Genomic DNA, 23,309 nt, shown 5'->3' on the forward strand with positions numbered 1-23,309 from the left:
GAGGCGCGGCCGAAAGTACAGTCATAGCTCCCGGCCCTGAGGGACAGTCTCCTTCGCGAGTCGGCTGATCACGTCGATGACCTCCTCGAGGGTCAGGTCGGTGGAGTCGATGGTGACCGCGCCGTCGGAGGCGACCTGGAACTCCGACACGGTCGAGTCGTCGGCGTCCCGCCGGACGATCTGGTCCCGCAACTGCTCCGCGGTCAACGAACCGACCTGGGCGCCGCGGCGGGCCATCCGGGCCTCCTGGTCGGCGGTCAGCAGCACCTTGAGCTCCGCGTCGGTGGCGACCACGGTGGCGATGTCGCGGCCCTCGACGACGATCCCGCCGGTCTCCTGGGCGTCGTCGATGATCGCCCGCTGGCGCCGGATCAGCTCCGCCCGGACGTCCAGGTTGGTGGCGATCTTCGAGACCACCTCGCTGATCCGGGGCTCCCGGATCGCGGCCGTGATGTCGGTCCCGTCGGCGATCACGAACTGCCGGCCCGGGTCGGTGCTGACCTCCAGCTCCAGCTCCCGGGCGCGCTGCGCGACCGCCGCCGTGTCGTCCAGGTCCAGCCCGCGCTCGACCGCCGACCAGGTCACCGCCCGGTACGTCGCGCCGGTGTCCAGGAACCGCAGTCCGAGCCGGGTGGCCACTCCGCGGGCGGTGCTCGACTTACCGGAGCCGCTCGGCCCGTCCACAGCGATGATCATGCCCCGAAGATTACCTTCGCCGAGGGACAGTTCAGGTGTGGACTACCCACCCGCGGGTGGTCAGGGCCTCGACCAGTTGGTCCACCGTGCCGGGTTTGACCGCGAGTTCGACCTCGCCGACCGGGCGGCCGGGGCTGTGGTCGATCCGCAGGTCCTCGACGTTGGCGCCGGACTCGGCGGCGTCGGCGAACAGTTTCGCCAGCTGGCCGGGGCGGTCCGGGATCGTCACCAGGACCGTGACCAGGTCGATGTGCGGGGCGCCGTGCTTGCCCGGCACCCGGATCGCGCCGGACACCCCCTGGCCGAGGATCGCGGTCAGCTCCTCGCCGGCCTCTTCCTTGCCGAGGGCAACGAGCAGCCGGTCGAGCTCGCCGCGGATCTGCTCCAGCAGGCCGGTCAGCGCGGTCGAGTTCGCGGACACGATCTGGGTCCACAGCCGCGGGTCGCCGGCCGCGATCCGGGTGACGTCGCGGACGCCCTGGCCGGACAGTTCGAGGTGCGACGACGGCGCGTCGGCGAGTGTCCCGGCGGCGAGCGCGGACATCAGGTGCGGGAGGTGGGAGACGCGCGCGACGCCGAGGTCGTGGTCCGCCACGGACATCTCGACCGTCCGGGCGCCACACGCCTCCGCCAACCGCCGTACCAGGTCCACGGCATCCGGATCGCTGCTGTCGTGCGGGGTGATCGCCCAGGTGGCGCCGTCGAACAGGTCGGCGCGCGCGGCCAGTGGGCCGTTGCGTTCGGAGCCGGCCATCGGGTGACTCCCGACGTACCGGCTGACGTCCTGCGTCAGGCCGCGCGCGTCCGCGAGCGGCTTGCTCTTCACGCTCGCCGCGTCCGTCACGACCGCCGTGGTGTGCTCGAGCTGCTCGGCGACGACCGCCCCGACGTGGTCCGGCGGTACGGCGACCACGACCAGCTGCGGCTCGATCTCCACCAGCCGCGAGCCGGCACCGATCCGCTCGGCCATCAACGCGTTGTCCGGGTTCCCGTCGACGAGCTCGACGACGACCCCCAACCGGGCCAGCGCCAGCCCGATCGACGTCCCGATCAACCCGGTCCCCACAATCCGGACGGGGCCTCTCAGTTCGGTCACTGTGCGCCGGTCAGGTCTGGACGGAGGGCGACGGCGCCGTGCAGGTACACGTGCTGGATCTTGTCGCGCGAGCGCGGCGTCTCGGTGTGCACCATCAGCCGGACGACCCGCGGCAGCGCGTGCGGCACCGGGATCTCCTGCATGCACATCAGCGGTACGTCGGTCAGCCCGATCTGCCGGCCAGCGACCGCCGGGAACTCCGACCGGAGGTCCGACGTGACGGTGAACAGGATGCTGATCAGATCCTCGTTCTCCAGATCGTTCGCCTCCAGGACCGCCTTCACCAGCTCCGCGGACCGCTCGAGCAGATGCTCGCGCTCGTCCACGTCCAGCTGGGTGGCACCCCGGATCGCGCGTACCGCCACGTCTCTCCTCCTAGTTCGTCTGCCCCAAAGACTAGTTCAGGGTAGTCAAGGAGTGGACAGCCGTCTCAGCGGCGTCGAGGGTCTGCTCCAGGAGCAGCGCGATCGTCATCGGGCCGACGCCGCCCGGGACCGGGGTGATCAGCCGCGCGACCTCGGCCGCCTCGGCGAAGTGGACGTCGCCGACGTTGCCCTCGTTGTACCCGGCGTCGACGACCACCGCGCCGGGCTTCAGCCAGTCGCCGCGGACGAAGTTCGGCTTGCCGACCGCCGCGATCACCACGTCGGCGGTCCGCACCAGGTCCGCCAGGTCGCGCGTGCGGGAGTGCGCGTAGGTGACGGTCGCGTTCGATGCCAGCAGCAACATGCCGGCCGGCTTCCCGAGGATCGGGCTGCGGCCGATCACCACGGCGTGCGCGCCTTCCAGCGGTACGTCGTACGCCGACAGCAGCCGCATGATCCCGCCGGGCGTGGCCGAGCGGAACCCGGGGTCCCCGAACGCCATCGCCGCGAACGAACGCATCGTCACGCCGTCCACGTCCTTGCCCGGGTCGATCGCCTCGAACGCGGCCCGCTCGTCGATCTGCGCCGGCACCGGGTGCTGCAGTAGGATCCCGTGCACCACCGGGTCCTCGGACAGCTTGGTGATCTCCGCGACCAACTCTTCCGTGGTCGTGGTGGACGGCAGGACGACGCTGCGGGACGCGATGCCCGCCTTCTTCGACCGGTTCTGCTTCATCCGCACGTACGTCGCGGACGCCGGGTCGTCGCCGACCAGGACGGTCGCCAGGCACGGCTGCACGCCGTACTGCTCCTGCAGGGCGGTTGCCCGTTCCGTCGCCTTGGCCACCATCTCGGCGGCGAGGTCGGTCCCGATCATCAGCTCAGCACTCATGCGCGCACTCCTCTGAGTTCGAAGGTGCCCAGGCGCGCGGCGAAGCCGGATGGCAGACCGTTCCCCGGTGGTTCCTCCACCTCAACGCCAGTCGCGGTCCACGGCAATCCTAGAGCAGGCCGGCGTGGTCGAGCGCCAGGTAGGCGGCGTCGATGCCGGTCATCGCGCCGGGGTTGCGGAGCTCGGCGCGGAAGGCGTCGACGGTCAGCTCGACCGGTACGCAGTCCTCGGCCTCGTCCAGCTGCTGCTTCCCGTCGGGGCGGCAGCCGCGGGCGATCGCGACGTACTTGCGGAACGTCGACGACGCACCGGACCACTGCCAGCCGACCACGTCGAGGGTCTCGCAGGTGTACCCGGTCTCCTCCTCGAGCTCGCGGGCGCCGGCGACGGCGACCTCCTCGCCCGGCTCGACGAGACCGCCCGGGAGGTTCGTCACCACGGTGTCGGGTCCGGCGCGGAACATCCGGATCGTCACGATCCGCCCCTCCGGCGTCAACGGCAGCACCGTCACTCCGGCGTCGACACCCGCCTCACGCCCGGACACGTCCCACTCGACCTCACGCCCGTCCGGCATCCGGTACCGCCGCAACCGCACCGACAGAAACCGCTCGAACCCCAACTCCTCCCCCAACAACTCCCAAGGCGCCGGGTCGGCGGGTGCCTGAGACGGCTCAGCCGCCACGGTGTCGGTGGCGGCTGAGTTCTCGAGATGGTCCGTCACAGGGGACGGTTGTCGTCGGGGCTTTCCGGCGGGGCGACCGGTACGTCGCCATCGTCGGACGGCGGCGCGACCGGGGTCTCGGTGGACTCGGCGTCGTCGGACTTCGCCGAGGACTCACCGGCGTCGCCCGTAGCTGCTCCGTCGGAGCCGGCCGCGTCGCTCGCGCCCTCGGACGACTCGGACTCCGTATCCGGGCGCGACTCGGACAGGATGCGTGCGAGCGTCTCCTCGGAGATCCGCTTGAACTTGCGCACCTGGGTCCGGGTCCGGTCCAGTACGGCGACCTCCAGCTGGTCCGAGGTCAGCTCGCGGACCTCCGTACCGTCGTGCGCCAGCGCGTCCACGGCGAGCCGGAGCGCGCCGGCCAGCGAGATGCCTTCGCGGTAGTGCTCGCCGACGTAGTCCGCGACCTGCTCGGCCGGGCCGCCCATCACGGCATACCCCTGGACGTCGGCGATCGAGCCGTCGTACGTGAGCCGGTAGATCTGGTCGTCGCCGGCGGTCGCACCGACCTCCGCGACCAGGATCTCCACCTCGAGCGGCTTCTCGCCGCCGGAGGAGAAGATCGCACCGAGCGTCTGCGCGTACGCGTTCGCGAGCGCGCGACCGGTGACGTCACGCCGGTCGTAGGAGTACCCGCGCATGTCGGCCAGTCGGACGCCGGCGATCCGCAGGTTCTCGAACTCGTTGTACCGGCCGACGGCGGCGAACGCCATCCGGTCGTAGATCTCGGCCACCTTGTGCAGCGCGGGCGACCGGTTCTCCGCGACGAACAGGATGCCGTCGGCATATTGCAGCGCGATCGCGCTGCGGCCCTTGGCGATGCCTTTCCGGGCGAAGTCCGCCCGGTCCCGCATCAGCTGCTCGGGCGAGACGTAGAAGGGAACGCTCATCGAGTCCTCTGTCAGTTCGGGGTGATCAGGTCAGGGACGTGGCCGCGGGACCGTCGGGCCGCTGGTGCCGCTGGCTCCAGGCCGCGTCGACGAGCGCCGCCACCTCGTCCTCGGGCAGCCGCCGGTAACCGTCCGCGGTGACCACGCCGACCACCGGGAAGATCCGTCGCAGCATGTCCGGTCCACCGGTCGCCGAGTCGTCGTCGGCCGCGTCGATCAGGGACTGGATCGTCACCGTCACGCAGTCGGTCTCGGACAGGTCCGGGCGGTAGAGCTTCTTCAGCGCGCCGCGGGCGAACAGCGAGCCCGAGCCGACGCTGTGGAAGTGGGTCTCCTCGTACCGCCCGCCGGTGGCGTCGTAGGAGAAGATCCGCCCGCCCTTCAGGTCCTCGTCGTAGCCCGCGAACAGCGGCACCACGGCCAGGCCCTGCATCGCCATCGCCAGATTGCCCCGGATCAGCGCGCTCAGCCGGTTGGACTTGCCGTCCAGGCTGAGCGTGGCACCCTCGAGCTTCTCGTAGTGCTCCAGCTCCACCTGGAACAACCGGACCATCTCGATCCCGAAACCGGCCGAGCCCGCGAACGCGACCGCGGAGTACTCGTCGGCGGGAAACACCTTCTCGATGTCGCGCTGGGCGATGATGTTGCCCATCGTGGCCCGCCGGTCGCCGGCCATCACGACGCCACCGGGGAAGGTGGCCGCGACGATCGTCGTGCCGTGCGGGACGTCGGCGGAGAAATCGGCCTGCCCGAGCGACCGTCGTCCGGGCAACAGGTCGGGCGCGTGCCCGGCCAGGAAGTCCATGAACGACGAGCCGCCCGGGGTCAGGAAGGCTTCCGGCAGCCGGCCGGAGGCATCAGATGTCATCGAGCGGTTCACTCCCCACCCTTTTGCACGAATCCGCGGACGAACTCCTCGGCGTTCTCCTCGAGCACCTCGTCGATCTCGTCCAGGATCGAGTCGACGTCCTCGTCGAGCCGCTCTTTCCGCTCCTGGACGTCCTCGGACGTCTCGACCTGCTCGACCTCTTCCTCGGTCGACGAACGCTTCGGCTGCTTGTGCTGCTGACCGCCGTCCTTCGCCATATGGCCACCTCCTAGAACCGCTGGGAAGGCCGCCCAAATCGGCCTTCACTAGCGACCCTACCCGGCGGCACCCCCAGTAATGGTGCGAACCAGGTCACTGGCGGTGTCGCATTGGTCAAGAAGTGCCCCGACATGCGCCTTCGTGCCCCGCAACGGGTCCAGAGTCGGGATCCGTTGCAGCGACTCCTTGCCGGGCAGATCGAAGATGACCGAGTCCCAGGAGGCGGCCGCGACCTGCGGCGCGTACTGCTGCATGCAGCGGCCGCGGAAGTACGCCCGGGTGTCGGTCGGCGGGTGCGCGACCGCCATCCGGATCTCCTCGTCGGTGACGATCCGCTGCATCCGCCCGGACTTCACCAACTTGTAATAGAGCCCCTTGTCCGGGCGCAGGTCGGCGTACTGCAGGTCGACCAGATGCAGCTTCGGGTCGTCCCAGTCCAGGCCGTCGCGGTCGCGGTACGACTGGAGCAGCTTGTACTTCGCCACCCAGTCGAGCTGGTCCGACAGCTTCATCGGGTCCAGCGCCAACTGGTCGAGGATCTGCTCCCACCGGTGCAGCACGTCCTTGGTCTGCCGGTCCGCGTCGTCGCCGTACTTGTCCTCGACGTACTTCCGCGCCTGCTCCAGGTACTCCGTCTGCAGCTGGACGGCGGTGAGCTTGCGGCCGTCCTTCATTGTCAGCAGGTGCGTGCAGGTCGGATCGTGGCTCACCTCGTGCAGCGCGGTCACCGGCCGGTCGACGCCGAGGTCGTCGGTCAGCCAGCCGTCCTCGATCATCGCCAGCACCAGCGACGTGGTGCCGACCTTCAGGTACGACGAGATCTCGGACAGGTTCGCGTCGCCGATGATCACGTGCAGCCGGCGGTAGCGGTCCGGGTTCGCGTGCGGCTCGTCGCGGGTGTTGATGATCGGCCGCTTCAGCGTGGTCTCCAGGCCGACCTCGACCTCGAAGTAGTCCGCGCGCTGGCTGATCTGGAACCCGTGGGTGGCGCCGTCCTGGCCGATCCCGACCCGGCCGGCGCCGGTGACCACCTGACGACTCACGAAGAACGGCGTCAGGTGCCGGACGATCGACGCGAACGGCGTGGACCGGCGCATCAGGTAGTTCTCGTGGGCGCCGTACGACGCGCCCTTGTTGTCGACGTTGTTCTTGTAGAGGTTCAGCTGCGGCGCACCCGGGATCAGCCGGGCCTGCCGCGCGCCCTCCATGATCACCAGCTCGCCGGCCTTGTCCCACACCACGGCGTCCCGCGGGTTGGTGGTCTCGGGCGCCGAGTACTCCGGGTGGGCGTGGTCGACGTACAGCCGGGCGCCGTTGGTGAGGATCACGTTCGCCAGGCCGGTCTCCTCGTCGGTGAGCTGGCTGGAGTCCGCCACCTCCCGGCTGAGGTCGAACCCGCGCGCGTCCCGTAACGGGTGCTCCTCGTCGAAGTCCCACCGGGTCTTGCGCGCGAGCGGCTGCGTCTGGGCGTAGCCGTTCACCACCTGGCTCGAGGTCAGCATCGGGTTGGCCCCGGGCTGGCCCGGCACCGAGATCCCGAACTCGGTCTCGGTACCCATGATCCGCCGAACACTCATGCGTCGAGCCTACGCGGTACCGGCGACTTAAGTGGTTGCTGTGTCCACAGGGTTACATGTGAGACTGCGCGAATGAACGGCGTGGTGGACGAGCTGGTGGCATTGCTGGACGACGGCAACCGGGTGGTCGGGTCGGCGCCGCGGTCGGTGATGCGCCGCGACAACCTGCGGCACTCGGCAACCGGCGTACTCGTCCGGAATCCGGCCGGTGACATCTACGTGCACCGGCGGACGCCCACCAAGGACGTGTACCCGAGCCGGTACGACTTCGCCGCGGGCGGTGTGGTGGCGGCAGGCGAGGACCCGTTCGACGCCGTCGTGCGGGAGCTCGAGGAGGAGCTCGGGATCGCGGGCGTGGAGCTGACGCGGCTGCCGGAGGGCGACTACGCGGACGAGAACACGCAGTACCACGCATACCTGTACACGTGCGTCTGGGACGGGCCGGTGCGGCATCAGCCGGAGGAGGTCGCGTGGGGCACGTGGATGTCACCGGCGGAACTGGTCGCCAAGTTTGACGAGTGGGAGTTCATGCCGGACAGCGTCGGCCTGCTGGGTGCGTACGTCCGGAGCCTGCTGATCACCGAAGGCTGGGACAGCCGCGCATGGATCGACGGCCCGTGGCTGCATCGTGCTGCGCGACGCCCGGAGGTCGGCCCACGACTCGCCGCCGAGACCACGCTCCTCCCCTGGCTCGCGCCGCAGCTCCCGCTGTCCGTGCCGGTCCCTGAGCCGACAGCGGACGGCGTACGTCACCTGCTGATCCTCGGCGAACCGCTCGCCGAGGGTGACGAGGCGACCGGGCGGGCGCTGGGCGGCTTCCTGAAGGCCTTGCACAGCGTCGACCCGGAGGAAGCCGTGGCGTACGGCGCACTCGACGCAGCGACCGCTACAGCCGCGAAGACGGCCGAACTGGCGGACTTCCGGCAACAGATCCTGCCGCTCCTGCCGGCCGACGTCCACGAGCGGGCCGGACAGCTCTTGGATCGGGTCGCACAGGTCCGGACCTCCTTGATCCACTGCGACTTCGGACCGGAGCACATCCTCACGGCGGACGGCCGGATCACCGGCGTCATCGACTGGACCGACGCGGTCGTCGGCGACCCCGCGCTGGACCTCTGCTGGCCGCTCAACGGCGCCCCGCAAGCCGTCCGTGCCGGCGTCCTGGAGGCCTACCGACCCACCCCGGACCTGATCGAGCGCTCGAAGGACTGGGCGCGCCTCTCCCCCTGGTACGGCGTCGCCCGCGGCCTCCGGCTCCAACTGGCCGACGAGGTCGAGAAGGGGCTGCGCGAGATCCGGAATCGGCTCTGATGCAACCATCCGGCCCGCGTCCGGTCACTAGCTGATGTGAAGATCATCCTGACTGACGATACGGAGCCGTCGATGGCTACGGGATCTGCCGACCAGGAGCTGTGGGAACGGTTGCGCGTCGGCGACCACTTCGCCCTCGGGGAGCTGTTCGACCGGTACGCGGACGACGTACGGGCGTTCGCGTTCCGCCGGACGGCGTCCTGGAGTGCGGCGGACGACGTGGTGCAGGCGACGTTCCTGAGCACCTGGCGGCGCTTCCAGCGCAACCCACCGGGACCGCTCGCCGGGGCCACCGCTCGCGGCTGGCTGCTGATCGTGGCCGGCAACGAATGCCGCGCGCTGGCCCGGACCGCGAACCGCCTCCGCGGGCTGGTCGACCGGCTCCCGCATCCCGCTCCCCACGACGACCACGCCCCGGACGTCGCCCGTCGTCTCGACGACGAGCGGCAGATGTCGGCGATCCGGCGCGCCGTCGCGAAACTCCCCCGGCACGAACGCGAGACGCTCGAGCTCGTCGTCTGGTCCGGACTCACCGTCGCCGAGGCCGCGGACGCGCTCGGCGTACCGGTCGGGACCGTCAAGGCCCGCCTGCACCGCACCCGTCGCCGTTTCCCCGACCTGCTCACCCGGGTCGCCCTCACCGAGGAGCTCTCATGACACTCGATCTCGAACCACCGCGCGTCCCACCGCTGACCACCGCCGAGCGCTCCCGGATGCGCAATCAGCTGATGGACCGCGCCCGTCCCGCCACCCGGCACCCAGCCCGCCGCTGGATCGCTCCCGTGGTCAGCGTCGGCGCAGTCGCCGCCGTGGTGGCGGGCACGCTGGCCGTCACCCAGAAGTCACCCGATACGGGTGTGGCCGGTATGGCGACACCGGAAGCGAAGGTCGGCGTCGATCTCGGGCCGGTGCCGAACGCGGACCTGGCCAAGATCACCGCCGAATGCCTGTTCCCGGACGAGGCCGCTCCGGCTGACCTGGTCTGGAGCCGGCATGTCCGCGGCATCACCAACGACAGCACCACGCTGGTGGCGATCGCACGGAACACCAAGGGGCCAATCGCTCAGTCCCGCGCCTCGCAGCCGCCCGCCACCCGCAACGGTCGCGGGCCCGCGAAGGGCGGAGCCCCCTCCAGTGCGAAGCTCGGGTACCGGTTCTGCATGGCGCGCATTCCACCGAGCGCCAAGCTCGGCGCGATCGGGGCGGTCGGACGGATCGACGACAAGGCGTGGCGGGCGGAGCCGACCGCGCAGCGCGGTCTGGTGGCGCTCGCCAGTACGGACGGGGACTTCACGAACAACCTCACCACGCTGCAGGCGTGGCGGCTGTACCGGGCGTACCCGGACGTCGCGAAGGTCGAGGCGCGGTACGTCCTGGACGGCAAGACCGGCCCGTGGACGAGCGGCGTCGTCCACGACGGCTTCGCCTACACGGAGGTCCAGGCGGCCGGGAAGTTCATCGTCGGCCAGAAGCTCAAGACCGAGGTCCGCGCCTTCGACGCCCAGGGCAAGCAGATCCCCGTCAGCTAGCGGCGGCGGGCCATGGTGCGGGCGAGGTTGATGCCGACGAGGCCGATCCAGCAGATCAGCACGCCGGTCTTGCCCATCATGTTCGCCGCGATCGCGGTGATCGGGATCGCTGCGACGATCGAGATGATCGCCAGCGCCAGCCCGCCCGGGTCGGTCTCACGGCCCGCCGCCCTGACCGCCCGGGCCGGCACCGGCTCAGGCAGCAGCCCGGCGCGACGCTGCAGGTCGCGCTGGTCGAGTTTGTCGAGAAAGCCGTCGATGATCTCGGCCTCGTACTCCGGGCCGAGCTCCTGCCGCGCCGCCACCGCTGCCCGCAGGTCCTTGCGCAGATCGTCCGTCGCCATAGCAGCAAGGTACGACCGCCGCGGCACCGCTCCAATGGGGGAAACCCCCGGATCTGAACTGCTCCCCAGAAGTTGGACTGAGAAATTCAGTTTCGACTTCTGGGGAGTGTTTTGTATGGATGGACGTAGTTCGTTGAGCGAGGCGCAGCGGGTGCTGGCGGTAGGTTTGTTCGAGCGGGGGCTGGGTCCGGGGGCTGCTGCGCGGCGGTTGGTGGTGGCTCGTGACCCGGTGAAGATGCTGTATCAGCGGTGGCGGATCTGGGGCAGAGGAGCGTTGGTGACCAGGCCGACGAAGCGGTCGTACTCGTTCGAGTTCAAGCTGGCTGTGGTGGAGCGGTTCCTGGCGGGAGAGCCGGTGACCGTGCTGGCGGCCGAGTACGAGTTGTCGTCGCCGCAGCTGGTGAAGGCGTGGGTGCGGGTGTATCGGCGCGACGGCGCGGATGGTTTGCGGCCGAAGCCGAAGGGCCGGCCGCGTAAAGACCCGGACGGTCCGGACGTGGCGGCAGAACCGGAGTCTGAACTGGTGCGGCTGCGCCGGGAGAACGAGCGTCTGCGGGCGGAGAACGCCTACCTGGGAAAATTGCGGGCCTTGAGGCAACAGCAACGGCGGTGAAGGCTGCCGCTGTGATCGCTCTCAAGGCCGACCACCGTCTCGACGTTCTGCTGGCGGTCGCGGGTCTTGCCCGGTCGACGTTCTTCTACCACCAGAACCGCCTGGCTCAACCGGATCCGTGGGCGGAGCTGAAGACCGCGATCCGGGACGTTTTCGAGACCAGCCACCGCCGGTACGGGCACCGGCGCGTCCACGCCGTACTGGTCGCGCGGGGCTGGCGGGTGGCGAAGAAGACAGTCCTGAAGCTGATGCGCCGCCTCGGACTCCACTGCCTGGTACGGCGCAAGAAGCGCTACAACTCCTACCTCGGCGAGCCCGGCCGGACCGCGCCGAACCTGCTGAACCGGGACTTCACCGCGACCGCCCCGAATCAGAAATGGGTCACCGACGTCACCGAGTTCCGCGTCGGGGACCGCAAGCTCTACCTGTCACCGGTCATGGACCTGTTCGACCACCAGATCATCGCCTACACGATCGGCAACTCCCCGAACCTGGACCTCACCAACGGCTCGCTGCGCGACGCCCTGGCCACCCTCGACCCCGGCCGCGAACCCGGCCAGGCGCCGCTGGTGCACTCCGACCAAGGATTCCAGTACCAGCACCCCACCTGGCAGCGGCTGCTCGCCGCCGCCGGAGCGACCCAGTCGATGTCCCGCAAAGCCAACTGCTACGACAACGCCGTGATCGAGAACTGGTTCGGGCACCTCAAAGAAGAACTCTTCAACCACACCCGATACGTGTCCGTCGACGCCCTCACTGAAGCGCTGCACGAGTACGTCGGCTGGTACAACAACCACCGCATCTCCACACAACTCGAGGGCCTGAGCCCGGTGAACTACCGGACCCAGACCCTCGCAGCCTAGAACCCTCTATAACCTCTTACTTAACCAGTCCAACATTCCGGGACCAGTTCAATCGTACCGGGGGTTATCTCCACCCCCACCGACTCACGGAACGTCAACCGCCCCCGCGACCAGACGGTCGCGGGGGCGGTTGTGTGGTCCTTACAGGTACTGCCCGGTGTTGGTCGCGGTGTCGATCGACCGACCCGGCTCGGTGCCCTGCTTGCCGGAGATGAGCGTACGGATGTAGACGATCCGCTCGCCCTTCTTGCCGGAGATCCGGGCCCAGTCGTCCGGGTTCGTGGTGTTCGGCAGGTCCTCGTTCTCCTTGAACTCGTCCACGCAGGCCTGCAGCAGGTGCTGCACCCGCAGGCCCTTCTGGTTCTCGTCCAGGAACGCCTTGATCGCCATCTTCTTCGCCCGGTCGACGATGTTCTGGATCATCGCGCCCGAGTTGAAGTCCTTGAAGTACAGGACCTCCTTGTCACCGTTCGCGTACGTCACCTCGAGGAACCGGTTCTCGTCGGCCTCGGTGTACATCCGCTCGACGGTGCGCTGGATCATCCCGTCCACGCAGGCCTGCCGGTCGCCGCCGAACTCGCTCAGGTCGTCGGTGTGCAGCGGCAGTCCGGCGGTCAGGTACTTCGAGAAGATGTCCCGGGCCGCCTCGGCGTCCGGGCGCTCGATCTTGATCTTCACGTCCAGCCGGCCGGGCCGCAGGATCGCCGGGTCGATCATGTCCTCACGGTTCGAGGCACCGATCACGAGGACGTTCTCCAGGCCCTCGACGCCGTCGATCTCGCTGAGCAACTGCGGGACGATGGTGTTCTCGACGTCGGAGGAGACGCCGGAGCCGCGGGTGCGGAACAGCGAGTCCATCTCGTCGAAGAACACGATCACCGGCATCCCCTCGGACGCCTTCTCGCGGGCCCGCTGGAAGACCAGGCGGATGTGCCGCTCGGTCTCACCGACGTACTTGTTCAGCAGCTCGGGGCCCTTGATGTTCAGGAAGAACGACTTCTGCTCGGCGATCCCGGTGCGCTCGGCGACCTTCTTGGCCAGCGAGTTCGCCACCGCCTTCGCGATCAGCGTCTTGCCACAGCCGGGCGGGCCGTACAGCAGCACGCCCTTCGGCGGCTTGAGCTCGTGCTCCAGGAACAGGTCCTTGTGCAGGTACGGCAGCTCGACCGCGTCCCGGATCTGCTCGATCTGGCCGGTCAGGCCGCCGATCTGGGTGTAGTCGATGTCCGGGACCTCTTCGAGCACCAGCTCCTCGACCTCGGACTTCGGGATCTTCTCGTAGACATACCCGGAGCGGGGCTCCAGCAGCAGCGAGTCGCCCGACCGCAGCGGTACGTCGAGCAGCGGCGACGCGAGCCGCACCACCCGTTCCTCGTCCGCCTGCGCGATCACCAGCGCCCGCTCGCCGTCGGCGAGCAGCTCCTTGAGCATCACCACGTCGCCGACGACCTCGTACGCACAGGCCTCGACCACGTTGAGGGCTTCGTTCAGCATCAGTTCCTGGCCGAGCCGGAGCTCGTCCAGGTCCACCGACGGGCTCGCCGCGACCCGGAGTTTCCGGCCGCCGGTGAACACGTCGAGCGTGTCGTCTTCGTTCCGTCCGAGGAAGGTGCCGAACCCGGAGGGCGGTTGCGCCAGCCGGTCGACTTCCTCCTTCAGGGCGATGATCTTCTCTCGCGCCTCCCGCAGCGTGTCGGCCAGCCGCTCGTTCTGAGCGGTGACACTCGCCAAGGAGGCCTGGGTTTCGGACAGCCTGCTCTCGAGCGACCGGCTGTCTGCCGGGTGCTCGAGCAGCCGACGTCGCAACGCCGCGACCTCGGCCTCCAGGTACCGGACCTGGTTACGCAGTTCTGCCGCGGTAGGACTCTCGTCTCCAGCCACGATCATCACCTCACCATGTGGGGCTCGACCCTATGGACCTTACCCAGAAAACCTCGCCGGGCAAGCTGAATCCCATCACGTGTCGGTTGCGGATGAGCAGGTTGCCTACGGCATGTCGCCGGAAGTTTCGGACGATGCCGCGTTGCCCGGCTCCGCGCGTCGCGGGCCGGCGTAGTCGTCGCCGTACGCGCCCGGTGCCGGACGGCGCTTCTTCCGCGGCGCCTGGACGCCGCGCGCCATCCTCCGGGCGGTCACGAGGAACGCCGTGTGCCCCTGCATCCGGTGGCCTGGACGGACGGCGAGACCCTCTACATGCCAGTCTCGCACGAGCGACTCCCACGCGCGCGGCTCGGTGAACTCGCCGTGCGCCCGGAGCGTCTCCACGACCCGGCTCAGCTGCGTCGTGGTGGCGACGTACGCGCAGAACACGCCGCCGGGCGAGAGTGCCTCGGCGACGACGTCCACGCACTCCCACGGGGCGAGCATGTCCAGTACGACGCGGTCCACGTCCTGCTCGTTCAGCTTCTCGACCAGGTCGCCGACCTCGAGCCGCCAGGCCGGGTGCTCACCGCCGAAGAAGCCGGTGACGTTCTTCCGCGCGACCTCGGCGAAGTCCTCGCGGCGCTCGAACGAGATCACCTGCCCGTGGATCCCGACCGCGCGCAGCAGCGCCGTGGTCAGCGCGCCGGAGCCGGCGCCCGCCTCGACCACCTTCGCGCCCGGGAAGATGTCGGCCATCGTGACGATCTGCGCGGTGTCCTTCGGATAGATCACCGCGGCGCCGCGCGGCATCGACACCGAGTAGTCGGCCATCAGCGGGCGCAGCGCCAGGTACTCGACGTTGCCCTTGGAGCGGATCGTGACCGCGTCCGGGCCGTCGATCAGGTCGTCGTGCTCGATCCCGCCCTTGGTGGTGTGGAAGACCTTGCCGCGCTCCAGCTTCACCGAGTGCCGGCGGCCCTTCGAGTCCTGCAGGGTGATCCACTCGCCCTCCTGCAGCGGTCCGTGATGGACGCCGGAGAACGCCTGGTCGGGAAAGTCGCGCAAGTCAGCCATAAGGCGCTCACCTTAACTTTCGGTCACCGGAACCCTGTAATCAGCGGCCCCGGAACGCCCTCTCCACGTCGGACGTCGCGAGTACGCCGTACACGCCGCCGGCCGCATCGAGGACCAGGTACTCCGACGCCGGGTGCTCACGCAGTGTGGCGAGGATCTCCTCACCGGTGTCGTTCACGCCGATGATGTGGCCCGCGCCGATCCGGGTGGAAACCTCGCTGACCGTGGTCCACGGGCGCTGGTTCGGGGCGACCGCCGAGACCGCCGACTCCGACACCAGTGCGTGCGGCTTGCCGTCGCCGTCGATCACCACGACCGCCCCGGCCTGGGCCTCCCCGGCCATCCGGACGGCCTCGGAGATCGGCGTACCGGAATGTACGGCGACGGCGCGCCGGGCCAGGGTCCGCACCTGCAAGGCGGGCAGCTTGCGCCGGAGCCGCGCCTGCATCAGCGAGGCGGTCGAGCCCGACCAGAGGAAGAACCCGATCAGCAGTGCGATCACGAAGTCGATGATCGAGGGCTGCCAGCCCCAGATCTGCTCGGCGATCACCGGCCCGGCCAGCACCAGGATCGCGAGCGCCCGGCCCGCCCAGGCCGCCGCCACGGTGCCGGTGTGCATGTTGCCGGTGAGCTTCCAGACGATGGCCCGCAGCACCCAGCCGCCGTCGAGCGGCAGGCCGGGCAGCAGGTTCGTGGCGCCGACGATCAGGTTCGCGATGCCGAGCTCCCAGAGCGCGACGTACCCGACACCCTCGTCGAACGCGCGCGACGCGAAGTACGCCAGCCCGCCGACGATCAGGGACGCGACCGGGCCGACGACCGAGACCGCGAACTCCGCGAGCGGCGACTTCCGCTCGCCCTCGATGTGCGTGCCGGCCGCGAAGAAGCCGAGGTTGATCTCGGTGACCCCGATCCCGAACCGCATCGCCATCAGCGCGTGCGCCAACTCGTGCACCAGGATCGAGAACGTGAACGCCACCACGAACGCGAACGCGGCGACGTACCGCCAGCCGCCGAGCGACGGGAACTGCTGGCCGATGATGGTCGCGAAGCCGAGCGCCAGCAGCATCGCCACCGGCAGCCAGGTGAACCGCATCGTGAGCCGGATCCCGCGGACACGACCGAGCACCCACGTTCCGGGCGGCGGTGCGCCGGCCGGCGGGGCGGGGTTGTCGGGGTCGCGCGAGTCAGCCATCAGGGCAACGCTACTTGGCGTCCGGTAACTGCGTGCGACAGCCCTGGTTTTCCACAGGCGGGGGTGGGGTGCGCGCGAAGTGTCGGTGGTTGTGCCTAGGGTTTGAGGCATGAGCGTTGCAGCAGCTGAAGCAGATCCGCATCCGCGCGGTGCCCTGTCGCCGTCCCGGGCCGCGGACTTCATGAGTTGCCCGCTCAAGTACCGGTTCCGGGTGGTCGACCGGTTGCCGGAGAAGCCGTCACCGGCGGCGGTCCGCGGGACCGTCGTGCACGCCGTGCTGGAGCGGTTGTTCGACCTGCCGCGCGGCCAACGGACGCTGGAGCAGGCCGCGACGATGCTCGAGCCGCAATGGCAGCGGCTGCTCGACGAGGAGCCCGAGGTCGGCGAGCTGTTCGCGGAGGACGCGAGCGGCGAGGAGCTGGCCAAGTGGCTCGCCGAGGCGCACCAACTGCTCGGCAAGTACTTCACCCTCGAGGACCCGAACGCCCTGGAGCCCGCCGAGCGGGAGCTGTACGTCGAGACCGCGCTGGACTCCGGCCTGGTGCTCCGCGGGTACGTCGACCGGCTGGACGTCGCGCCGACGGGTGAGATCCGTGTCGTCGACTACAAGACCGGCCGTTCGCCGTCGGAGTTCTTCGAGGCGAAGGCGCTCTTCCAGATGAAGTTCTATGCGCTGGTGCTGTGGAAGCTCCGCGGTGTGGTCCCCGCGATGCTGCAACTGGTGTATCTGGGCAACGGCGAGATCGTCCGCTACGTCCCCGACGAGGCCGACCTGCGCGCCTGCGAGCGGAAGGTCTCCGCGCTCTGGGTCGCGATCACCCGCGCGCTCGACTCCGGCGACTGGCGCCCGAGCCCCGGCCCGCTCTGCGACTGGTGCGACCACAAGGCCATCTGCCCCGCCTGGGGCGGCACCCCACCGCCGCTCCCGACCCGCTCTGTCGAGGAGGTCGCGGCCGAGTCCGCCGGCATCGATCTGATCACCGTCGACGGCTAGCACCGGGCTCGGGCCGGGTGCGGAACCCCGGGTGGATACGGTTCGTCGCATGACTGTGGACGATCTGGCAGTCCAGGCGATCGAGGTCTGGAAGCGGTACGGCGGCGGTTCGACGCAGGTGGACGCACTGGCCGGTGTCAGCGCGGAGTTCGGCAAAGGCCGGTTCACCGCGATCATGGGCCCGTCCGGCTCCGGTAAGTCCACGCTGCTGCACTGCCTCGCCGGCCTCGACAAACCGTCCGACGGCAAGGTCCTGCTCGGCGACGTCGACCTGACCACGCTCCCCGAGAAGCAGCTGACGCACTTGCGCCGGGACCGGATCGGGTTCGTGTTCCAGGCGTTCAACCTGGTCCCGACCCTGTCCGCGCTGGAGAACATCACGCTCCCGCTCGACCTGGCCGGCCGGAAACCCGACCAGGACTGGCTGGCCACGGTCGTCGACACGATCGGCCTCGGCGACCGCCTCAGCCACCGCCCGTCGGAGCTCTCCGGCGGCCAGCAGCAACGCGTCGCCTGCGCCCGCGCGCTGGTCTCCCGCCCCGACGTCGTGTTCGCCGACGAACCGACCGGCAACCTCGACTCCCGCTCCTCCGGCGACGTCCTCGCCTTCCTGCACCGCTCCGTCCGCGACTTCCACCAGACCGTCGTGATGGTCACCCACGACCCGACCGCCGCGTCGTACGCCGACCGCGTCCTGTTCCTCGCCGACGGCGCTCTGCAGTCCGAGCTCCTCGACCCGACCGCCGAATCCGTCCTGGACCGCATGAAACAACTCGACCCAGCCACGGAACCGGCCAGCTGATGTTCAAACTAGGCCTCCGCTCCGTCCTCGCCCACCGCCTCCGCTTCACCCTCTGCACCATCGCCGTAACCCTCGGGGTCGCGTTCGCCGGCGGCGCGATGGTCTTCACCGACACCCTCTCGACCGCGCTGAAGAAGAACTTCGCGGTCAGCACCGCGGACATCACCGTGACGCCGTCCTCGCCGATCACGAGCACGTCCGGCACGCCGCCGACGTTCCAGATCGATGTGGCGAACCAGATCAGTGCCGTGCCGGGTGTCGCGGCCGCCATCCCGCAGCTCCTGGTCGGTGACCTCCAGGTCCTCGACCCCAACGGCAAACAACTCGACGACTACGGACTGACCACGTTCGGCGCCGCGTGGCCGCGCACCAGTCAGGCCGCACCGTTCCTGGCCGTCACCGGTACGGCGCCGCTGGGCGACCGCCAGCTCGCCCTGGACCAGGGCACCGCCACTCTGGCCGGCTATTCGATCGGCGACCAGGTGCGGGTCGTCACGCCGACCCAAGCCGTCACAGCGACCTTGACCGCGATCACCTCCTCCCCCGCGTCCGGTGTCGCGGCGGGAGCGCCACTGGTCACTTTCGACGGCGCGACCGCGCAGCGGCTGCTGCTCGGCAAGGCCGGCTGGACATCCATGGCGGTCGTCGTCACGCCAGGCTCCGACCCGTCGGTCGTCAGCAAGGCGATCAGCTCGGCCCTCGGCGACGCGGTGAAGGTCCGGACCGCCAAGGAAGTCGCCGCGGACGGCAAGCACGACCTCGACACCACCTTCGGCGGCTTCAGCATCGTGATGGCGCTCTTCGCCGGCCTGGCGTTGTTCGTCGGTACGTTCCTGATCGTCAACACGTTCTCGATGGTCGTGGCCCAGCGCTCGAAGGAACTCGCGATGCTCCGGGCGATCGGCGCGTCCCGCGCGCAGGTCACCCGGACGATCCTGACCGAGAGTGTGATCATCGGCTTCCTCGGCGCATCCCTCGGACTCCTGATCGGTATTCTCTCCGCGGTCGGTATCCGGTTCGGCTATCAGACGCTGCACCTTCGCATCCCGACCGCGAGCCTCCAGGTCTCTCCGGCCACGATCATCGTCTGCTACCTCCTCGGCATCGGCGTCACGGTCGGCGCCGCCGCGCCGGCGGCGATCCGGGCGAGCAAGCTCCCGCCGATCGCCGCGATGCGCGACGACGTCCAGATCCCGGAGCGCCCGGCCCTGAAGCGCGCGGCGACCGGTGGCTTCATGCTGCTGATGAGCCTGATCCTGGCCGGCATCGGCCTGTCCAGCGCGGGCCTCGTCGGCGCCGTCCTGCTGGCGCTCGCCGCCGGGATCGCCACGCTGGCCGTTGTCATGGTCGGTCCCCTGATCAGCAGGTACGTCGTGCGCGGGCTGATGTACCCGTTCGGCCGGCGGACACCCGTGACGCTCGGCCGCCGCAACGCGGAACGGAACCCGCGCCGTACGTCGGCGACCGCGTCCGCGCTGATGATCTCGGTGTCGCTCATCTGCGGACTGCTGGTGATCTCCGCGACCGCGAAGGCCTCCATCCACCGGACCGTCCTGGACGCGCTCGGCACGTCGGGCATCCTGATCACGAACGACGGCAGCCAGAACTTCAGCAGCCAGGTCGCCGACCGGACCGCCAAGGTCGACGGAGTCACCGGCGTGCACCGGATCCGGCAGCAGGCCGGGCAGATCGGCGCGAACAGCATCCCGGTCATGGGTGTCGGCGACGGCACCCTCGCCGGCCCGATCGTGACCAAGTTCGACTCCGGTTCCGCGGCCGGACTCGCGGCAGGCAACGCGGTACTGCCGCGGAACCTCGCCAAGACGCTCGGGCTCACGGTCGGCAAGAGCCTCGAGCTGAAGACGACAGCCGGCACCACCCGGCTGACCGTCGGCGGGATCCTCGCACCGAACCGGCAGCTCAACGGGGTCGTCCTGTCGCTCGCGACGTACGAGCGGATCGGCGGGCCGTCGAGCGACAGCCTGCTGTACGTCGATGTTGCCCAGGGCAAGCAGGTCGCCGAGGTCCGGGCCGGGATCCTCGGCGAGCTGGCGAAGGACTACCCGTCGCTCGAGGTCCGCGACCAGCAGGCGTACGCCGCGAGCGCGCTAACGCCGGTGAACGGGATCCTGGCGGTCGTCGGGTTCCTGCTCGCGATGGCGATCCTGATCGCGCTGCTCGGGATCGTGAACACGCTGGCGCTCGGCGTGATCGAGCGTACCCGCGAGATCGGGCTGCTGCGGTCGATCGGGATGGACCGCCGGCAACTGCGCCGGATGCTGCAGGTCGAGTCGATCGCGATCACACTGCTGGGCGCACTGCTCGGGATGCTGATCGGGGTGGGGTTCGCGGTGGCGATCCAGGCCGCGATGGCGGACGACGGGCTCCCGGTGCGCGACGTACCGGTGCTGCAGTTGGTCGTTGCGGTGCTGGTTGCGGTGGGGTTCGGGGTGTTGGCGGCGGTGTGGCCGGCGAGACGGGCGGCTCGGTTGGATGTTCTGCGGGCGATCGCGTCCGAGTGAGACTGCCGCTGAGGTGGAGCCAGACCAGTGATTCACAGGTAGCCTGCCGGTGTGCCGGGCACCGTGCAGTCGATCGAGCGGGCCGCGGCGGTGCTGCGACTGCTCGCCGCCGCGCCTGAGGGGCTGGGGGTGGCCGATCTCGCGAACGCGCTCGGGCTGGCGAAGCCGACCGTGCACGGGATCCTGCGGACGCTGCATCAGGTCGGGTTCGTCGACCAGGACCGGAGCGGGGCGCACTACCACCTGAGTGACGCGTTCGGGCGGCTCGGCGAGAGTTACCTGGATCCGAACGAGCTGCGCAGCCGGGCGATCAACTGGGCGGACTCGCTGGCGTCGCGCAGCGGCGAGGTGGTTCGGGTCGGCCGGCTCGTCGAGGGGAAGGTGGTGGTCGTGCACCACGTCTTCCGGCCGGACGACAGCGACCAGGACCTGGACGTCGGTACGACGTTGCCGCCGCATGCGACCGCGCTGGGCAAGGCGGTGCTCGCGTACGACACGAGTGGGGCGGCGCGGCCGCGGGCGCTGGAGGCGTACACCACGCGGACGATCACCGATCCGGCCCGGCTGGGTGAGGAGCTGGCGGGTGTGCGGGCGCGCGGGTGGGCAACCGAGTTCGAGGAGCACACCGTCGAGCTGGCGAGTATCGCGGCCCCGATCCGCGGCCTCGGCGGGCTGGTCGTCGGCGCCGTCGGCCTCACCGGCCGGATCGAACGCATCTGCGACAGCCGCCTCCGCCACCGCGAAGACCTCGTCACCATGGTCCGAGCCACCGCCGAAGCCATCGCCCGCGACCTCCGAGACGACACATGACGCCCCGCCCGCCACACACCCCCACCACCACCCGACCACCCGACCACCACACCCCACCCCACGAAGCGCAGACCGCCCTACCTCCGCACCTCCCCGGAGTGCGGACCGCCTCGCCACCACGTCCCACCTCACCACCGCACCTCACCTCCCCGGGGTGCCTCGCTGGAGCGCGGAGCGCCTCACGACCGCAGGTCGCTGGACTGCGGACCGCCCCACCACCGGACCTCACCGGAGCGCGGAGCGTGGCGCGCCTCAAGATCACACGTCGGTGGGGTGCGGACCGCCTCACCACCGCACCTCGACGGAGTGCGGAGCTGATCACCGCCGCACCTCACCACCAACCACCGCACCTCACCATCGCACCTCACCGGAGTGCCGACCGGCTTACCACCGCACCTCACCGGGGCGCCGTCGGTGGAGGTCGGTGGAGGGTCGGGTCGTCGCGACGTGTTGGGGCGGCGGACGACGCGTGGGTGGGGTTCGTGGTTGGGTGGGGTGTGGTGGCCTGGGGGTCCGGGGTGAGGGGGACTGATGGCTGAGCAGTATGTGGCGGCGGTGGATCAGGGGACGAACTCGAGTCGGTGCATCCTGTTCGACCGGCGCGGGCGGCTGGTGTCGGTGGCGCAGCGGGAGCATCGGCAGTTGTTTCCGCGGCCGGGGTGGGTGGAGCACGACGCCGAGGAGATCTGGCGGAACGTGAGCCGGGTGGTGCCGGCGGCGATCCGGCAGATCGCGGCCGACCCGTCGCAGGTCGTTGCCATCGGCATCACCAATCAGCGGGAGACCAGCCTGCTCTGGGACCGTGTCACCGGTCGGCCGATCGGGCATGCGGTGGTGTGGCAGGACACCCGGACCGACCGGCTGGTCACCGAGCTCGCGGGCGACGCCGGGCCGGACCGGTTCGCGGACCGCTGCGGGCTGCCGCTGACGACGTACTTCTCGGCGCCGCGGATCCGCTGGATGCTCGACCACACGCCCGGTCTGCGGCAGCGGGCCGAGCGCGGCGAGGTCCTGTTCGGCACGATGGAGACCTGGCTGATCTGGAACTTCACCGGCGGCCGGACGCACGCCACCGACGTCACCAACGCCAGCCGGACGATGCTGATGAACATCGAGACGCTTGATTGGGACGACGAGCTGCTGGCGGCGTTCGACGTACCGCGGGCGATCCTGCCGGAGATCCGTCCGTCGTCGGGGGTGTTCGCGACCGCGACCGAGGTGCTCCCGGGGGTCCGGATCGGCGCCGCGCTCGGGGATCAGCAGGCGGCGCTGTTCGGGCAGACGTGTTTCAGCGCGGGTGAGGCGAAGTGCACGTACGGCACCGGGTCGTTCCTGTTGATGAACACCGGGCAGGAGATCGTCCGGTCCAAGCACGGGATGCTGACCACGGTCGCGTACCAGATCGGCGACCACGCCGCGTCGTACGCGCTCGAAGGGTCGATGGCGGTGACCGGGTCGCTGGTGCAGTGGTTCCGCGACGGGCTCGGGATGATCCACACCGCGGCCGAGATCGAGACGCTGGCGCGGACGGTCGACGACAACGGCGGCGCCTACATCGTGCCGGCGTTCTCCGGGTTGTTCGCGCCGCACTGGCGCAGCGAGGCCCGCGGGGTGATCGCCGGGCTGACCGGGTACATCACCAAGGGGCACCTGGCCCGGGCGGTCCTGGAGGCGACCGGGTTCCAGACGCTCGAGGTGGTGGACGCGATGAACGCGGACTCCGGCATCGCGCTGACCGCACTGAAGGTCGACGGCGGGATGACCGCCAACAACCTGCTGATGCAGTTCCTCGCGGACCTGCTCGACGTCCGCGTCGTACGGCCGATGGTGACCGAGACCGTGTCGCTGGGTGCCGCGTACGCCGCCGGTCTCGCGGTCGGGTATTGGCCGGACCTCGAAGGCCTTCGCAGCAACTGGCACCGGGCCGGCCAGTGGATGCCGCACATGGACCCGGCCCGCCGCGCCACCGAGTACGCGAACTGGCAGGCCGCCGTCCAGCGCACCTTCAACTGGATCCGTCCCGAGGACCGGGAGATCTAGGGGGAGGGCCGTGCCGCGCGGC

General features: G+C 69.8%; 23 protein-coding genes and 1 riboswitch. Of the genes, 10 read left to right on the forward strand and 13 right to left on the reverse strand.

Annotation, left to right across the window (positions count from 1 at the left end; all coding sequences use genetic code 11):
- Window positions 1-21 precede the first annotated feature (21 nt).
- The 9 genes from cmk to dop form a co-directional block, all read right to left on the reverse strand.
- On the reverse strand, window positions 22-696 hold the full coding sequence (gene cmk / locus ACFV9C_RS12525) for a (d)CMP kinase (RefSeq protein ID WP_380193083.1): 675 nt from the start codon (window positions 694-696) through the stop codon (window positions 22-24).
- A gap of 31 nt (window positions 697-727) precedes the next feature.
- Window positions 728-1,792 (reverse strand): prephenate dehydrogenase, encoded by a 1,065-nt coding sequence (locus tag ACFV9C_RS12530; RefSeq protein WP_380193085.1) that lies wholly within the window; start codon window positions 1,790-1,792, stop codon window positions 728-730.
- Window positions 1,789-2,157 (reverse strand): chorismate mutase, encoded by a 369-nt coding sequence (gene aroH, locus ACFV9C_RS12535; protein ID WP_130385491.1) that lies wholly within the window; start codon window positions 2,155-2,157, stop codon window positions 1,789-1,791. The genes ACFV9C_RS12530 and aroH overlap by 4 nt, the downstream gene beginning before the upstream one ends.
- A gap of 31 nt (window positions 2,158-2,188) precedes the next feature.
- Window positions 2,189-3,049, reverse strand: a complete 861-nt coding sequence (locus ACFV9C_RS12540; protein WP_380193087.1) for a bifunctional 5,10-methylenetetrahydrofolate dehydrogenase/5,10-methenyltetrahydrofolate cyclohydrolase — start codon at window positions 3,047-3,049, stop codon at window positions 2,189-2,191.
- A gap of 19 nt (window positions 3,050-3,068) precedes the next feature.
- Window positions 3,069-3,154: riboswitch (ZMP/ZTP riboswitch) on the reverse strand.
- A 4-nt stretch (window positions 3,155-3,158) separates the two neighbouring features.
- Window positions 3,159-3,770 carry an NUDIX hydrolase gene (locus ACFV9C_RS12545; protein WP_380193089.1) on the reverse strand — a complete coding sequence of 204 codons (612 nt, stop codon included), beginning with the start codon at window positions 3,768-3,770 and terminating at the stop codon, window positions 3,159-3,161.
- Window positions 3,767-4,663, reverse strand: a complete 897-nt coding sequence (gene prcA / locus ACFV9C_RS12550) for a proteasome subunit alpha (RefSeq protein ID WP_380193091.1) — start codon at window positions 4,661-4,663, stop codon at window positions 3,767-3,769. The genes ACFV9C_RS12545 and prcA overlap by 4 nt, the downstream gene beginning before the upstream one ends.
- Before the next feature lie 25 nt (window positions 4,664-4,688).
- Window positions 4,689-5,531 (reverse strand): proteasome subunit beta, encoded by an 843-nt coding sequence (gene prcB / locus ACFV9C_RS12555; protein WP_380193093.1) that lies wholly within the window; start codon window positions 5,529-5,531, stop codon window positions 4,689-4,691.
- A gap of 8 nt (window positions 5,532-5,539) precedes the next feature.
- Entirely contained in the window at window positions 5,540-5,749 is a 210-nt protein-coding gene (locus tag ACFV9C_RS12560) for a ubiquitin-like protein Pup (protein ID WP_132145168.1), read from the reverse strand.
- Between the two features lie 57 nt (window positions 5,750-5,806).
- A complete protein-coding gene (dop, locus tag ACFV9C_RS12565) occupies window positions 5,807-7,327 on the reverse strand; it encodes a depupylase/deamidase Dop (RefSeq protein ID WP_380193095.1) in 1,521 nt (506 codons plus the stop codon).
- A 72-nt stretch (window positions 7,328-7,399) separates the two neighbouring features.
- Between dop and ACFV9C_RS12570 the strand changes: the two genes are divergently transcribed.
- The 3 genes from ACFV9C_RS12570 (at window position 7,400) to ACFV9C_RS12580 (ending at window position 10,167) form a co-directional block, all read left to right on the forward strand.
- The gene (locus tag ACFV9C_RS12570; RefSeq protein ID WP_380193097.1) at window positions 7,400-8,638 is read left to right on the forward strand and encodes a phosphotransferase; all 1,239 of its coding nucleotides are present in this window, start codon (window positions 7,400-7,402) and stop codon (window positions 8,636-8,638) included.
- Between the two features lie 72 nt (window positions 8,639-8,710).
- Complete coding sequence (locus ACFV9C_RS12575) at window positions 8,711-9,295, forward strand: RNA polymerase sigma factor (protein WP_380193099.1); 585 nt, start codon at window positions 8,711-8,713, stop codon at window positions 9,293-9,295.
- Window positions 9,292-10,167, forward strand: coding sequence for a hypothetical protein (locus ACFV9C_RS12580; protein ID WP_380193101.1), 876 nt, complete (start codon window positions 9,292-9,294; stop codon window positions 10,165-10,167). The genes ACFV9C_RS12575 and ACFV9C_RS12580 overlap by 4 nt, the downstream gene beginning before the upstream one ends.
- Here the strand turns inward: ACFV9C_RS12580 and ACFV9C_RS12585 are convergent.
- Entirely contained in the window at window positions 10,164-10,511 is a 348-nt protein-coding gene (locus ACFV9C_RS12585) for a hypothetical protein (RefSeq protein ID WP_380193102.1), read from the reverse strand. The two genes, ACFV9C_RS12580 and ACFV9C_RS12585, sit on opposite strands and share 4 nt — an antisense overlap.
- 115 nt (window positions 10,512-10,626) lie before the next feature.
- Between ACFV9C_RS12585 and ACFV9C_RS12590 the strand changes: the two genes are divergently transcribed.
- Window positions 10,627-11,124, forward strand: a complete 498-nt coding sequence (locus ACFV9C_RS12590; protein ID WP_380193104.1) for a helix-turn-helix domain-containing protein — start codon at window positions 10,627-10,629, stop codon at window positions 11,122-11,124.
- A gap of 11 nt (window positions 11,125-11,135) precedes the next feature.
- Complete coding sequence (locus tag ACFV9C_RS12595; RefSeq protein WP_380193105.1) at window positions 11,136-11,987, forward strand: IS3 family transposase; 852 nt, start codon at window positions 11,136-11,138, stop codon at window positions 11,985-11,987.
- 141 nt (window positions 11,988-12,128) lie between these two features.
- Here the strand turns inward: ACFV9C_RS12595 and arc are convergent, their stop codons facing one another.
- The 3 genes from arc to ACFV9C_RS12610 all read right to left on the reverse strand — a co-directional run bounded on the left by arc (window position 12,129) and on the right by ACFV9C_RS12610 (window position 16,119).
- Complete coding sequence (gene arc / locus ACFV9C_RS12600; RefSeq protein ID WP_380193108.1) at window positions 12,129-13,874, reverse strand: proteasome ATPase; 1,746 nt, start codon at window positions 13,872-13,874, stop codon at window positions 12,129-12,131.
- Between the two features lie 99 nt (window positions 13,875-13,973).
- Entirely contained in the window at window positions 13,974-14,924 is a 951-nt protein-coding gene (locus ACFV9C_RS12605; RefSeq protein WP_380193110.1) for a tRNA (adenine-N1)-methyltransferase, read from the reverse strand.
- A gap of 40 nt (window positions 14,925-14,964) precedes the next feature.
- Window positions 14,965-16,119: a M50 family metallopeptidase gene (locus ACFV9C_RS12610; protein WP_380193111.1), complete on the reverse strand. Its 1,155-nt coding sequence runs from the start codon at window positions 16,117-16,119 to the stop codon at window positions 14,965-14,967.
- A gap of 109 nt (window positions 16,120-16,228) precedes the next feature.
- On the opposite strand from ACFV9C_RS12610, the gene ACFV9C_RS12615 reads away from it, so the two are divergent.
- From ACFV9C_RS12615 to glpK, 5 genes are all read left to right on the forward strand, one after another.
- Window positions 16,229-17,113: a RecB family exonuclease gene (locus ACFV9C_RS12615; RefSeq protein WP_380193113.1), complete on the forward strand. Its 885-nt coding sequence runs from the start codon at window positions 16,229-16,231 to the stop codon at window positions 17,111-17,113.
- Between the two features lie 49 nt (window positions 17,114-17,162).
- Window positions 17,163-17,915 (forward strand): ABC transporter ATP-binding protein, encoded by a 753-nt coding sequence (locus ACFV9C_RS12620; RefSeq protein ID WP_380193115.1) that lies wholly within the window; start codon window positions 17,163-17,165, stop codon window positions 17,913-17,915.
- Window positions 17,915-20,437 (forward strand): ABC transporter permease, encoded by a 2,523-nt coding sequence (locus tag ACFV9C_RS12625; protein WP_380193116.1) that lies wholly within the window; start codon window positions 17,915-17,917, stop codon window positions 20,435-20,437. Before ACFV9C_RS12620 ends, ACFV9C_RS12625 begins: the two co-directional genes overlap by 1 nt.
- A 51-nt stretch (window positions 20,438-20,488) precedes the next feature.
- Window positions 20,489-21,247 (forward strand): IclR family transcriptional regulator, encoded by a 759-nt coding sequence (locus ACFV9C_RS12630; protein ID WP_380193118.1) that lies wholly within the window; start codon window positions 20,489-20,491, stop codon window positions 21,245-21,247.
- 531 nt (window positions 21,248-21,778) lie between these two features.
- A complete protein-coding gene (glpK, locus tag ACFV9C_RS12635) occupies window positions 21,779-23,287 on the forward strand; it encodes a glycerol kinase GlpK (RefSeq protein WP_380193120.1) in 1,509 nt (502 codons plus the stop codon).
- The last annotated feature ends 22 nt before the right edge of the window (window positions 23,288-23,309 follow it).

The organism is Kribbella sp. NPDC059898 (genome assembly GCF_042730855.1).
GTDB lineage: Bacteria > Actinomycetota > Actinomycetes > Propionibacteriales > Kribbellaceae > Kribbella.

Coding starts and splice junctions, on each gene's coding strand:
- ACFV9C_RS12610 (WP_380193111.1), bottom strand. CDS start 16,119: ATGGCTGACTCGCGCGACCCCGACAACCCCGCCCCGCCGGCCGGCGCA.
- ACFV9C_RS12590 (WP_380193104.1), top strand. CDS start 10,627: ATGGATGGACGTAGTTCGTTGAGCGAGGCGCAGCGGGTGCTGGCGGTA.
- glpK (WP_380193120.1), top strand. CDS start 21,779: ATGGCTGAGCAGTATGTGGCGGCGGTGGATCAGGGGACGAACTCGAGT.
- ACFV9C_RS12585 (WP_380193102.1), bottom strand. CDS start 10,511: ATGGCGACGGACGATCTGCGCAAGGACCTGCGGGCAGCGGTGGCGGCG.
- dop (WP_380193095.1), bottom strand. CDS start 7,327: ATGAGTGTTCGGCGGATCATGGGTACCGAGACCGAGTTCGGGATCTCG.
- ACFV9C_RS12580 (WP_380193101.1), top strand. CDS start 9,292: ATGACACTCGATCTCGAACCACCGCGCGTCCCACCGCTGACCACCGCC.
- ACFV9C_RS12605 (WP_380193110.1), bottom strand. CDS start 14,924: ATGGCTGACTTGCGCGACTTTCCCGACCAGGCGTTCTCCGGCGTCCAT.
- prcB (WP_380193093.1), bottom strand. CDS start 5,531: ATGACATCTGATGCCTCCGGCCGGCTGCCGGAAGCCTTCCTGACCCCG.
- cmk (WP_380193083.1), bottom strand. CDS start 696: ATGATCATCGCTGTGGACGGGCCGAGCGGCTCCGGTAAGTCGAGCACC.
- ACFV9C_RS12620 (WP_380193115.1), top strand. CDS start 17,163: ATGACTGTGGACGATCTGGCAGTCCAGGCGATCGAGGTCTGGAAGCGG.
- ACFV9C_RS12575 (WP_380193099.1), top strand. CDS start 8,711: ATGGCTACGGGATCTGCCGACCAGGAGCTGTGGGAACGGTTGCGCGTC.
- ACFV9C_RS12540 (WP_380193087.1), bottom strand. CDS start 3,049: ATGAGTGCTGAGCTGATGATCGGGACCGACCTCGCCGCCGAGATGGTG.
- prcA (WP_380193091.1), bottom strand. CDS start 4,663: ATGAGCGTTCCCTTCTACGTCTCGCCCGAGCAGCTGATGCGGGACCGG.
- ACFV9C_RS12625 (WP_380193116.1), top strand. CDS start 17,915: ATGTTCAAACTAGGCCTCCGCTCCGTCCTCGCCCACCGCCTCCGCTTC.
- ACFV9C_RS12615 (WP_380193113.1), top strand. CDS start 16,229: ATGAGCGTTGCAGCAGCTGAAGCAGATCCGCATCCGCGCGGTGCCCTG.
- arc (WP_380193108.1), bottom strand. CDS start 13,874: ATGATCGTGGCTGGAGACGAGAGTCCTACCGCGGCAGAACTGCGTAAC.
- ACFV9C_RS12570 (WP_380193097.1), top strand. CDS start 7,400: ATGAACGGCGTGGTGGACGAGCTGGTGGCATTGCTGGACGACGGCAAC.
- ACFV9C_RS12560 (WP_132145168.1), bottom strand. CDS start 5,749: ATGGCGAAGGACGGCGGTCAGCAGCACAAGCAGCCGAAGCGTTCGTCG.